The organism is Bacteroidia bacterium (genome assembly GCA_033391075.1).
Taxonomy (GTDB): Bacteria; Bacteroidota; Bacteroidia; order J057; family J057; genus JAWPMV01.
This window is the reverse complement of sequence record JAWPMV010000003.1, coordinates 89513-102915: the sequence shown is the minus strand read 5'-3', so window position 1 is coordinate 102915 and position 13403 is coordinate 89513. Positions and strand designations below refer to the sequence as shown.

Genomic DNA, 13403 nt, shown 5'->3' with positions numbered 1-13403 from the left:
ATAATATGTATGCTTATCGTGAAACTCGTCCGGAGGCATCTCCAGACATCAGTTTTTCAACTTCTTCTATGCTTGCCAAATTGGCATCTCCAAAAATGGTATGCTTGAGGCAGGATGCAGCCACAGCAAAGTTCAGGGCTCTTTGATCATCTTCCGGATAGGTAAGTAATCCATAAATCAGGCCGCCCATAAAACTGTCTCCTCCCCCTACTCTATCGACGATATGAGTAATCTGATAAGTAGGAGCTTCATACAATGTTTCACCATCATAGAGGACACCGGACCAACTATTGTGAGAGGCGCTGATTGAGCCCCGCAGGGTTGTGATCACTTTCTTTGCACGAGGGAACATTTCCATCAATTGCTTGAGCACAGATAGATAGGCTTCCCCGGATACAGAACCTCCCTGGGTTACATCTACATTTTCCGGGTGCAATCCAAAGTGCTTTTCAGCATCTTCCTCATTTCCGAGGATTACATCACATCCTGCAACCAGATCAGGCATAATCTCGCCCGGTTCTTTGCCGTACTTCCACAGCTTCTTACGATAATTGAGGTCTGTAGAAACCGTCACTCCGAGTTTATTAGCCATCTGAATTGCTTCCAGACAGGCATCTGCTGCCCCCTGAGAAATAGCAGGTGTGATTCCGGTCCAGTGAAACCAGTCTGCACCTTTCAATACTTCTTCCCAGTCGATCATCCCTGCCTCAATTTGAGACATGGAAGAATATGCACGATCATATACAACTTTACTCCCGCGTGATACAGCTCCGGTCTCGAGAAAGTAAATGCCAAGTCTTTCTCCTCCCCGAATCATATGTTGAGTTCCTACCCCTCTTTTCCTCATCTCCATTTCTGCACAGTCACCGATATCATTATCAGGAATGCGAGTAACAAAGTCTACAGGTACTCCATAATTGGCAAGGCTCACTGCGACATTACTTTCACCCCCACCATAAATTACCTCAAAGGAATTCGCTTGGCTGAAACGCTTCCAACCAGGAGGAGATAATCTTAACATGATTTCTCCAAAGGTTACTACTTTCATAATTTATTTATAGCTTTCGTTTATAGCATGTATTTGAAAAATCTTCTTAGGAGAATGCTAAGCCACCATTGATGTCAAAGTTCGCTCCGTTTACGAACGAGCTATTATCAGAAGCTAAATAGACCACCAGGTCTGCCACCTCTTCAGCACTCCCTTCTCTCCTCAAAGGAGTTTTACCTGCAACCATTTTACGAATTTCATCCTTTGTGAAATCATCGTGAAATTTTGTTGCAATTAAGCCGGGACAAACGGCATTTACTCTAATCCCTTTTGGGCCCAGCTCTTTTGCCATGGCTCTGGAAAAGGTAGTCACCGCTCCTTTGGAAGAAGCATATAGAGAAGATCCGCCGCCGCCGCCATCTCTGGCAGCCTGAGAAGAAAGATTTATGATGGAAGAGCCTGCACCCATTAATGGTTCAAATGCCTGCATGATGAAAACGGTAGCCTTAAAGTTGACATTCATCACCAACTCATAAAAAGACTCATCGAATTCTTCTAAGGTCTTGCGAGCAAAAAGGCCTCCTGCATTATTTACAAGAATATCAATTTTCTCTCCGAATGCTTCTACTGTTTTTGCTTTCAGATTCTTGATATCCGATAAATTTGATACATCAGCTTTAACAGCAATAGCTTCTCCTCCCAAAGCCTTTATCTCCTCAAGGGTTTCATTAGCTCCAGCTTCAGAATTGTAATAATTCACCACTACTTTCGCTCCTTCTTTTGCTAAACAAACGGATATGGCTCTCCCAATATCCCTTGCCCCTCCGGTTACTACTGCTACTTTACCATTAAGTGTACTCATTATTCTTTCTCTAAATTTAATTGATAATTAGATTCCTAGCGCCTGTCCCCCTCCAATCTGGATGGTTTCAGCCGTTATGAAGCCGGCATCACCACTGGCCAAAAAGGAAACAACCCCTGCAACATCATCAGGCTGACCCAATCTTCCCAACATAATGTTATTAGCCCATGACGCAAAAACTTCTGGCTTCGTGGATTTAATTTGTTGGTGAAAGGGGGTATCAATTGTACCGGGAGATACTGCATTTACTCGAATGCCGTACTCAGCCAAATCCTTGGCCAGGGCTCTTGTAATTGTATGAACTCCAGCTTTAGAAGTACCATAAATTCCAGCCCCGGGTCCTCCTGCATTCCATGCAGCATTTGAGGTATAGTTGATGATGGTTGGATGTTCTCCCTTTTTCAGGAAAGGGATTGCAGCCCTGGAGGCGAAGAAAACAGAATCCAGATTTAATGCCATCACAAAGCGGTAAAATTCTGTTGTCATATCTTCAAATCGAGATCTTCCTCCCAATCCACCGGCATTATTAACCAGCACATCTATCTTACCGTACTTTTCGCCTATTTTGGTAATGTTTTCAGTTACCAGTTCTTCTTTGGTAACATCAAATCCGCAATATTCAGCATCTATTCCCTCTGCTTTGAGTTCTTCAACTCTTTGCGCTCCGGTTTCATCTTCGATACCATTTAATACTACTGTAAATCCATCTTTACCTAATCTTTTTGCTACAGCGAAACCTATACCACCTGTAGCTCCCGTAATTATCGCTATTCTATTATTGCTCATTTATGTTTTCTGTTTATTATTTAAAAATTAAGTTCTGTTTTGATTAAATAGTCTTGTCAACTAATCTTACTTGTTTGATAAAGAAAAATATAGCCAGGACTCCAAGTCCTACTGAAATAGTAATTGCTATAAAGGCAGGGACATAAGAACCCCCACTTGTTATTTGCCCAATAAACCAATTCATGATCATAGGTGAAACGGCTGCAACTGTACCTGCCAATCCAGCTAAGGTTCCAACTGACGGTCCTTTTAACAAATCACTCGATAAAGTTTGAATGTTGCCGATGGCAAATTGAAATCCAAATAGAGCAACCCCCGCCAAATAGATGAAGAGCATAAAGTTTGTTTCTTTCACAAACATGATGATCCCGGTGAAGGCAAGAATAATCAGGGCACTCCCTATGACAATACTCACTTTTCTTCCGAAATCTACGGATCTTCTATTGATTGCAAATTCTGTAAAGATGCCGCCCAAAATACTTCCTGCAGCTGCCATCAAATAGGAAATCCACATGGTATTACCAATTTCCTCAATACTTAGCCCAAATTTGGAGTTGAGGTAAATTGGCATCCAGCCTGCAAAGAACCACCAAATCGGTTCGATAAAAAATCGGCATAATAAAACTCCCCAGGACTCTCTGAAGCTTAATATTTTCCCCAGACTTAAGCTTTTCCCCATATTATCCAGATCGGTTTCCCGATCAATACTTTGATCAGCTGATATAAGATTTTTTTCTTCCTCAGTGATCCATGGATGCTTATTGGGGGTCGTTTTATTAATGAATAGCCAGGGAATCACCCAGATCAGTCCAAGAACTCCCAGTATGACATAGGTGGATTTCCATCCAAATTGTGCGTACAGGTAAACGATAATTACAGGTGCAATAACATTTCCTATGGATGCGCCTGAATTAAATATCCCCTGAGCTAAGGCTCTTTGCTTGGTAGGAAACCATTCGCCATTGCTCTTTACTGCTCCAGGCCATAGTCCGGCTTCCCCTAATCCAAGAAGACCTCGGACCACAGAAAGTGATACGATCCCCCTTGCGATTGCGTGAAAACCAGCCGCTAATGACCAAACCACAATGGAAAGGGTAAATCCTATCCTTGTGCCGATTTTGTCATACAATCTCCCTGAGAGAAACTTACTTGCAGCATAGGTCGCCAGGAAAACATTGAGGAGGAATGCATAATCTGATTTATCCATCCCCAAATCCTCTCCCATTTGCGGCCATAGCAAAGCAAATGCAGTTCTATCCACATAGTTTATGACAGTGGCTATAAAGATCAGACCAATGATCCACCATCTTAATCCTTTAATTTTCATAGTAGTAGGGTTCTAATGAATTAGGATAAAAAATCCTCTCTTGCAGGGCTGAATACGTCGATGAGAACCCCTGGGGATTTACAGACACATCCATGCATAACATGAGGGGGGATATAAAAAGAGTCTCCTCCTTTGAGGGTCTTCACTTCTTCACCTATGGTCATCTCAAATTCACCGCTTTCAACATAGGTAACCTGAGAATGGTGGTGTTCGTGGAGTTGCCCTACGGCACCTGCCTGAAAATCTACTTTTACAAGCATGATCTTATCATCAAAGCCCATGATCTTTCTTTTGAGACCGGGCCCTACTTCTTCCCATTCGATGTCATTTCCAAAGAGGAATTCTTTGCTAGCTGATATTGGATTCATTTTTTATTGATTTTTAATTAGTGAAACAGGACCTATCCAGGAAAATTCCTTGTTACCCAGATCCACCTGATGTTTTTTCTTAGGATCTTTGGAGCTATTGGCAATCATCAAAATAAAGGGCGATGAGTTTTTAGTTCTGATCTCAATGATACTATAGTCTCGCTGATCAAGCAAAATTTTCAGATTAATCTGATCAGGATAAGGGTTTGTCGGTATTTCGGACACAGGGCTGTAAGAGCCATGCGCTCGGATAGTAGATACAAAAATGGCGTCTTTTTTTGATTCTTTCCTTAAAACAAGGAATGCATCTCTGCGCAAATTAAAGTTGGGATCATTGGCACCTGTACGAGCCAGGATCAATTTATCCGAACTATCAGCCAATGTGGTTATTTCGTAGAATTTATTATCTGCAAACCAGCCCAGACGAACTTCATTTCCATCGGGATTTCCCTCTGCTTCTTTCCAAACATGCTGATAGCCCTGCTTTTCTCCCAATACTTCCAGCTTTTCCCCAAAATTCTCATAGGAGAAATTGGTAGAAATTAATTGCTCTTGAAAATGAAAGGGCAAATCCAACTGATGAGACTCCTCTGACTGCAACCTGAACACATCAATGAGCAATGGCTTCTCAAAGGCCTCATCTGTCAATAAACATAGGGTCCGATGCAATTCTACCCCTTTATAGGCATTGCTCTCTTTAGCACTTACCAATTGGACGGAAGGATTGCTTGTATTATAATACCAGGGTTCAGCATGGAAGGGATTTGCCTTTTTCGTATTCCCTCCAAACTGAGACCGCTGATCTACTACGATCGTATTATGTGCCAGGCTTTGTTTGGCCCAGCTTTTATTTTCTTTGAGATAGCCACCTCCGGATTTCTGATCAATGTTTACCCACCTTGCCGAACCATAATCCTGCAAAATTTCCGTACTTCCGTCATAAAGGGAATAAGCGAGCCTGTCAAAGTGTCCGTGGCCCATTCCCTGTGCAGAGTATTTAAAGAGGCAACTGATATCTGTATCTCCTCCAGGAGCTCTCAGAATGGCCATAGCTCCTTCATCTCCTTTCGCACCATCTCTCAGTTCCATTGGTATTTTAGCGAAAGGCTCCGTCAAACCCTGGCTTATATCCGCTGCAACCTGAAAGCCGGTTTGATCCAACTGGAAAACATTTTGTTCTTTAGCTATCGAAAGCAGGCCTTTGTCCCGTCCACATAGATAGTAAACAGCATCTACCGCAGAGATGAGTTCTCGGGAATGATAGGACATGCCTTTTTGGGCATCATTTAGGGGATAAAACCGTCCCTGGCTATCTGTCAGATTCAAGAGGACATAAACTGCATTTTTTAATAATTCTCCTCTGTATTTAAATATCTCAATTTCGGGTTTATGGTTTTCCAGAGCCTGAGCAAAAAGGATGAAGGGGGACATTGCATACCGCTGGTAATAGGGTCCCTCTGTATAGTATCCGTCTGGAGAAAATGCATTGTCTAACTGAGCGAAAAAACCTGCCGTTCTCTGGTCGGGCATCTGGATCAATCCCCCATCATTGTCAACAGCTTCTTTTTCTTCTGTTTTCAGGTCGAGGCCGTACAAAGCTCTTTGCAAACGTTCCTCATCCCCCATTACTAAAGCCATCATACCTACGCCTGCATTTCCCCAGGTACTATGGTTGTGAATCCGATTGAAGAACTGAGGATTCTCAACAGAGATATAATCCATATAAGGTCCAAAGAGGTTTTTCTCCAAATGCTCTCTTTCAGCAGGACTCAGGTATTCATACACACAGTCATAGGCCTGACTCATGTACACCAGCCAATTGGCATCATTCAGACATTGCCAAAAGAGTTTGCCTCTTGCATATGAGCGCGTTGCGGGGTGTTTCCCAAGGGTAGGAAATAGTTCAGCATAGGCCATGAAAAGCTCCTTAATGAAGCTGGCGTATTTTTCGTCTTCTTTGATCTGGTAAAGTGCTCCTGCTTTCTGGGCAAGGAAAAAGTTCTGTTTGTGTACTTCATGGCTATAGCCTCCGGCCATATCTTTAGGTACAGGAACTTGTGGACCTTTAGCCATCCAACTTTCCACCTCTTCGCTTGCATTTTTCAAGCTCTCAGTAAAAAGCGGCACCTCGTCCAATTGCTCACGAACCTGATCTATACCCGATTTCGTCAGAATTAGATTGGGGTGAGTTTGGGTCCAGGCTGAGAAAGCCAGGCCAAGCCAAAGGAATAGGTGAAGTGCGATATGTTGTGTCAATACTTTCATTTATTGAGCAGAGATTCTTGAGAAAGGGCATCAGGAGAAAGTTCTCCTGATGCTTCTTGAATAGGATAACTACTGAAATCCATATGAGTATCTAATGACTAACTACTAAATTGTAATATTTGACCCGGGCAAATGCTCCCTCATCCCTTGTAAGCAAATAATTGCCCGCTTTGAAGTAATTCTCGAAGATGCCCCATTTTTGCATATGGATGTCGGCATATACTGCAGAGCAATTTTCATTGAGGATTACTTCAAGGCGACCATCAGATGCGCTAACTTCAAGGGTAAAAGGATCCGTTTCGACATACTCATCAAAGGTATATCCTTCATCCTCTCCCTCAGCATCAGCATGCAAGATTTCGGTATCTGTTGCATCCGGATTTTTCAGAATTTTTGTTTTAAACATGAAATTTTGAAGAGTCTCATTTTTCGCATTATCAAGGATTGCCGGAGGCCTTAGCTCGGTGGGGTTCCCTATTGGAAGGTTCAGCTTCCAATTCCCCAAATCAATCTTTGGCAAAAAATAATCTACACCTTCGTTCACCGTATTTTTTCCGTTTCCAACACTTAGCACTCCATCCGTACTTACCTTTATTCTAACAGTAGTACCAGATAGCCCTTTGCCTTCATCAACTGAACTAATTGCACCGCACATTGCGATGGCGTTCACAGAACGTTCATCCAGCGGTATATTATCGGCAAACGAACTTTGAGGGACTATCAAGCCAAGCATGCAGCCTATCAACAAGAATAGGTGAGCTTTCGCTTGGTAGAGTAGTCTAAGTTTCATAGTTTTAACTGTTTTTTGATAACAAAATTTGTCAAAAAAAATACTTTGTTCCCGGCTTGAAACTCTCATCGCCAAATGGTCGGTTTCTTGCTCAGGAAGGAAATGAGATAAGCTAGTAATCTTTGATTGCTGGCTTATTTTTTTAAATATAATTTAAGTCACTTGCGAGTTTAAGAATTTGTTACAGGGTTAAGTAGTTAAGGTTAAATCTATAATTGGTCAGTAGTTTAGGCCTCTTTATGAAAGCCCCTCCTGAGTGTAAGCTTATTCGGAACCCTTATCAAGCATGTCTTCGAGGTGGAAGCGCATTGCATTTGCCGCCTTCTCTGAGTCTTTCGCCTGAACGTATTCGAGAATTTCTTCGTGTTCATGTAATGATTGATGAAATCGTCCATCTCCACAGATATTGAGTCTCTGGGAATACTTAACCATGTCTGGAAAGATGATCATCGAAAGCGAGCGCAATACAGAGTTCTTGCTTGCTTCTGCAATTCTTAGATGAAACATCAAATCCTCTTCTACTCCGGCTTCTTCCATCTCTACCTTTTTTCTAAATTCCGATAGTGCATTGGAAATTTGAATCAGGTCCTCATTTGTTCTTCTTTCTGCTGCCAGGCTTACCGCTTTCACTTCTAACATCGTCCGCGTTTCTACCAATGAATGGAAATCAGGATCTTCAATTTGGAGTACATTCGTAATCAGCCCTTCCAAAGCTTTAACTCCCAAACCGGAAACAACTGTCCCGTTTTGAGGAAGGGTTTTCAGAATCCCATAAAACTCCAGCTTTTTCAAAGCATCTCTCACATGTCCTCTGCCCACGCCAAACTGCTCCACTAATTTCCGCTCCGGTGGCAATTTGTCTCCAGGATTCAATTGACCCGTTCTAATCAGATTTCTGATTTGATCAATGATGTTATCTGAAGGTTTCGCCAAAGGGATTTCTTTGAAGAATTTGGTAGATCCCTTATCGGATTGAGTAGCCATTTTAAATTGGTTAACCAATCATTGGTAATTGGTTAACCAATATTACATCTTTTTTTGATGGATCGCAACCTTTAAAGAGAAAGATTTACAAAAAGCTAAAGTGGGCGGAATTTTTGCTGCTCAAAGCAGGATTCTCCTGGAAAACAGATTAACTGAAGCAGGCTCAAATTATCTTTTTCCTTTCACTTAAAGAAGCCTAAATCCAAAACTCGCTGGCCCTTAGGGGATAAACTGAGATAAAATTAAAGGGGCAAGAAATCTTGCCCCTTTAATTCATTATGTATAATAGCCTACCTAATTATTAATTAGTAGCCATCATTCTGAGTAATCACTCCAAAGCTGGCGAGTACTTCTGAGATAGGAACTGGAAACAGGTGATATTTACTATCAATCGTCTCTCCCATTTCAGCATTCACTGTTCCTGTTCTCACCAAATCAAACCATCTCTGACCTTCAAATGCCAGCTCAAGTCTTCTTTCGTCTTGAATAGCTTGTCTAACCAAAGCCTGAGAATTAAGAACTGTATGATCCAAAGGATCTATTCCTGCTCTGGTACGAATCGGATCCAGAACGTCTAATGCAACTTCCGCAGAAGCACCTGTTTCATTTAAGGTTTCTGCATATAAAAGCAGAACATCAGCTAATCTCAATTCAATCCAGTCGTGATCAGGACCTCCTGTTTGAGGAAATTTAGGAGACATCATAGCCGCATCATCAATAGTAACCGCTCTTCTCAAATCACCAGGACTTGCATCGAAAGCAGTAACCAGGTCAGAATCCAGAGGTGTCAGAGATTTTGTATCAAGACCACCTGACCATGACCAGAACTCAGAGAATCCATATTCATCAGAAATGGAACTTGAGATTTGATGTGCAAAGATGATTTCAGAATTCAAATCATTATCCACTCCAAAAATGTCTGCGAAGTTGGCTTGCAAGCTAACTCCTGCAGCAGCAGCTCCATTTACAACAGCTGCCAAATGCTCTTGAGCAGCGCTAAAGTTGCCTATTTGGACATATACTTTGCCCAGCATTCCCTGAGCAGCCAATTTAGACGCTCTTCCATTAACAATATCAGTCCCTAAAGCTGCAATTGCATCTGTCAAATCAGGAATGATCACGTTATTATAAACATCTGTTGCTGAAACTCTTGCCAGGATAGATTCATCTGTAGTACTGGGAGTCGCAGATAAGTTTACGGTAACGTCTCCGAATACACGCACGAGTTTGAAATAAGACAAGCCTCTCAAAAACTTGGCCTCCCCTACTTCGGTGGCATCTTTGGAATTTTCAATCACATTATTTGCACTCAATATAGACTTGTACAAAGCCGTATAGAAAGGGCCGAAGAATTGATCTTCCATAGTGGACAATTCAGGACCGTAGGTATCGAACTCTGTATAAGGGGCTTCTAGCATTAAGGCATTGTCTGCTCTGAAGTCTCCCATGACAGCCATCGGAGTTACCGAACCGTGCTGGTAGAAATAAGCTGCATTCAATACTCCGGAGAAGTCTGTCAAAGAACTTGAACTCGGAATATTTGGCGGAACCTGGTCCAGGTCTTCACATGCTATCGTAAATAGCAGTGCAGCCAATATGATATATAATCGTTTCATTTTTTTAGAATTTAGGATTTTGATTAGAAATTGACGTTAGCACCAATTGTGAAGCTTCTAACAACAGGACTTGCTCCTACCTGAACACCATAAGTGGTTGGTCCGAGGTAGCCACCGTTTGTGATCTCAACACCTTCAGGATTGAAAGAAGTGTAGTTGTCCGCCATCAGGTACAATAAGTTGGTAGAGGCAGCATAGAATCTCAAACGTGCCCAACCAGCATTGACTGTATAACCAACCGTAAGGTTTCTCAATGCTACGTAAGAAGCATCCTGAACAGTCGCATCTGTCTGGTTTCTGTTTCTTTCATAATGCTCTCCATTATGATCAGCTACACCATCGCCATCAGCATCAAAACTTCCTTTAAGTCTTCCTCCCCATTGTGAGTTGTAGTAAAGAGGGTCAATATTGAATACTTCTCCTCCCTGAGCACCCTGGAATTGGACGGACAGGTCAAAAGCTTTGTACACTACCTGGCTATTCAATCCCCAGTAGAAATCGGGGGTATTCTGACCAATTTTAACCAGGTCACCACCTTCTTCAACTGTTCTGGTTCTGTCAATTACTCCATCACCATTTTGATCTACCACATAGCTTTCTCCACTATTGATACCGTTATTTCTTGTTGGGTCTGCTACGAAAGACATTTCAACAGGAGCTATCGTTTGCAATCCCCACATTTCACCTATTTCTCCTCCTACATAGTTTCTAAATACAGGACCTCTACCACTCTGTCCGTAAATGGTACGTGGCAATTCAGTCAGTCCACCTAAATCCGTGATTTCTGAATTAACGGTAGAAAGGTTTGCATTTACGCTCCAGCGAAGATCCGTCTTGTTGACTACAACAGCACCTACTTCAAACTCCAATCCGGAACTTTTCACGTCTCCTGAGTTCAATGCGATCGAAGTAGTACCCAATACCTCAGAAACACTTTGGCTAATCAGGATATCTTCAATGTTAGAGATGTAATAATCAACTCCCAAAGTAAATCGGTTGCCAAGGAAGCCTAAGTTGAGTCCCATATTGGTCTCCGTATTGGTTTGCCATGTCAGGTCTGGGTTTGCAATATCAGACGGAATCAGGAATGCATTTCCAAAAATGGAGGCTTGTGGATTAAGCAGACTCAAAGAGTTGTATGCACCCAGGAAAGAAGTAGTTCCCAAAGAACCTCTGCTGAATCGTAGTTTGACATCAGTCAGGAAGTTTGAATTGAACCAGGCTTCGTTGTGCATATTCCAGCCCAAAGAAAAGGCAGGGAAAGTTTGGAATTTGTTATTAGCTCCGAAACGTGAATCACCGTCTCTTCTTACAGAAACAGATGCAAGGAAACGATTGTCGTAAGCATAGTTAATCCTTCCAAAAACACTCTGTCTGGCAATGGTCTCATCTCTTTCAGTAACAGCGATATCAGCGGGCTCGAGTAATGCATAGTTTTGAGGCTGACCAAAAGGCACATTAGTAGCATCCAGGGTAATTCCCTTGATGTAGAAGTTTTGAAATTCAACACCTGCTACAGCAGATACATCATGCTTGCCCATTACTTTGGCATAGTTCAAAGTAGTTTCACTCAGGATAGAAGACCTTTTTAAATTAGTCTGATCCAGGGCCGTTTGCGTAGTACGTGCTCTGGAATCAAACTCCAGACCTCTCCAGAAGAAATCTTCTGTATCTCTGACATCAGCACCAAGAACTGTCTTGATGTTCAAACCATCAACAATATTGAATTGCAGGTAAGAACTCAGGTTACCAAAGATTGTGTTTTGATAGCGATCCGTATTATCCAATTTGGTAGCAGGTCCGGCATCTCCAGATCCTCCGATTCCGTTACCACTTCTTCCGTAATGCCAGTCCTGAGCAGTCATACCTGGTTCCAGTGTATAGATACTGCTATTCCATGGCGCAGCAGAACCTCCTCTGAATCCAGAGTCAAAAGAAGAAAGACCTAAAGCCTGGGCTTGCTGATCCAATTGCTGAACAAATGCAATGGAAGCTTCTGTGTGATAGATTGGGTGAACGCTATACGCTCTCAAAAGGTCTCTCATGTCATGACCTACCATATCTCTATTCCCTACAAATCCATTGATATTAACCCCTGTTTTAAAGCGGTCTCCGATTTTTGCATCTACATTTACGCGTGCATTATATCTTTCGAAACCCTGGGTAATTACGATCCCCTCTGTATTCAGGTAACCCAATGAAGCGAAGTAGCTTACATCGTCCGTACCACCACTGATGCTCAGATCATGATTGGTACTGTATCCATCTCTGAAAAGCCAATCTTCTACTGCAACAACATCAGGAGAGTTTCTGAAAGCATTTAAGCGATAGTTCAAGATGTTTTGATCCAATTCAGAAACATCAAAGGTTCCATCATCGATACCTGACTGAATTATGTCAGCCCATTCAGAAGAAGTAGGATTGATGTTTTCCCCTACATATCTGCTGGAGGTACTGGCATATGCATTATAGCTAATGCTAGGTTTTCCACTTTTTCCTTTTTTGGTGGTAACAAGAATTACCCCATTTGCACCCCGTGAACCGTAGATAGCAGCTGAGGCAGCATCTTTCAATACCTCAATACTTTCGATGTCGTTAGGATTGACAGTAGCCAAACTTCCGGAGATCGGATAACCATCAACAACAATTAGCGGATTTGAGGCACCTGAAATAGAGGAAGCTGCTCTAATCTGAATCTTTGGATCTGCACCAGGCGCTCCGTCCTGGTTTTGAATCAGGACACCTGCCAGTTTACCAGCCAATGCATCATCAACACGATTCGCCTGAATCGCCGCAACATCCCGTCCTTTAACTTGAGAAATTGCACCCGTATTGTGAGACTTTTTACGTGAACCATATCCAACAACAACCACTTCGTCTAAGTCGCCGAAGTCTTGTTCCAAGGTCACATTTATTTGAGTCTGCCCATTCGTGGCAATTTCCTGGGTCTTGTACCCAACATAAGAGAATATAAGGGTAGCACCCTCATCTGGAACTGAGATTTTATATGAGCCATCTTCTCCCGTCAATGTACCTTCTGTAGTACCTTTGATTCGGATAGCAGCTCCTTCCAATCCAGTACCCTCTTCTCCTATGACTTTACCTGTAATTTCGATCTGGCTTTGCTCCGATACAGTCATATGTGTATCAGTCGCGAAAGCGTTTTGGGGACTAATCAAACACATCAACATCCCAGCAATCATAAGCAGGGATATTTTGGCTTGATAGAGTAGTCTAAGTTTCATAGTTTAAAATGTTTTTGATAACAAAATTTGTCAAAAAAATATCCTGTTCCCGGCTCGAAACTCTCATCGCCAAATGGTCGGTTTCTTGCTCAGGAAGGAAAATGGGGATAAGCTAGTAATCACCTAGATTGCTGGCTTATTTTTTAAAAATGATTTAGGTTATTCGCGAGTT

General features: G+C 42.2%; 10 protein-coding genes. All 10 read right to left on the bottom strand.

Going from position 1 to position 13403, the window contains the following annotated elements:
* Positions 1-13: 13 nt before the first annotated feature.
* The gene (locus R8P61_33550; protein MDW3652048.1) at positions 14-1051 is read right to left on the bottom strand and encodes a sugar kinase; all 1038 of its coding nucleotides are present in this window, start codon (positions 1049-1051) and stop codon (positions 14-16) included.
* A gap of 43 nt (positions 1052-1094) precedes the next feature.
* Complete coding sequence (locus tag R8P61_33545) at positions 1095-1850, bottom strand: glucose 1-dehydrogenase (GenBank protein ID MDW3652047.1); 756 nt, start codon at positions 1848-1850, stop codon at positions 1095-1097.
* A 27-nt stretch (positions 1851-1877) separates the two neighbouring features.
* Positions 1878-2636, bottom strand: a complete 759-nt coding sequence (locus R8P61_33540) for an SDR family NAD(P)-dependent oxidoreductase (GenBank protein ID MDW3652046.1) — start codon at positions 2634-2636, stop codon at positions 1878-1880.
* Between the two features lie 43 nt (positions 2637-2679).
* Positions 2680-3963 (bottom strand): MFS transporter, encoded by a 1284-nt coding sequence (locus tag R8P61_33535; GenBank protein ID MDW3652045.1) that lies wholly within the window; start codon positions 3961-3963, stop codon positions 2680-2682.
* A gap of 20 nt (positions 3964-3983) precedes the next feature.
* Positions 3984-4331, bottom strand: a complete 348-nt coding sequence (locus R8P61_33530) for a cupin domain-containing protein (protein ID MDW3652044.1) — start codon at positions 4329-4331, stop codon at positions 3984-3986.
* 3 nt (positions 4332-4334) lie between these two features.
* Positions 4335-6596 carry a heparinase II/III family protein gene (locus R8P61_33525; GenBank protein ID MDW3652043.1) on the bottom strand — a complete coding sequence of 754 codons (2262 nt, stop codon included), beginning with the start codon at positions 6594-6596 and terminating at the stop codon, positions 4335-4337.
* 91 nt (positions 6597-6687) lie between these two features.
* Entirely contained in the window at positions 6688-7386 is a 699-nt protein-coding gene (locus R8P61_33520) for a polysaccharide lyase family 7 protein (GenBank protein MDW3652042.1), read from the bottom strand.
* A gap of 264 nt (positions 7387-7650) precedes the next feature.
* Positions 7651-8370 carry a FadR/GntR family transcriptional regulator gene (locus R8P61_33515; protein ID MDW3652041.1) on the bottom strand — a complete coding sequence of 240 codons (720 nt, stop codon included), beginning with the start codon at positions 8368-8370 and terminating at the stop codon, positions 7651-7653.
* A gap of 305 nt (positions 8371-8675) precedes the next feature.
* The gene (locus R8P61_33510) at positions 8676-9986 is read right to left on the bottom strand and encodes a RagB/SusD family nutrient uptake outer membrane protein (GenBank protein MDW3652040.1); all 1311 of its coding nucleotides are present in this window, start codon (positions 9984-9986) and stop codon (positions 8676-8678) included.
* 23 nt (positions 9987-10009) lie between these two features.
* Positions 10010-13231 carry a SusC/RagA family TonB-linked outer membrane protein gene (locus R8P61_33505; GenBank protein MDW3652039.1) on the bottom strand — a complete coding sequence of 1074 codons (3222 nt, stop codon included), beginning with the start codon at positions 13229-13231 and terminating at the stop codon, positions 10010-10012.
* Positions 13232-13403 lie beyond the last annotated feature (172 nt).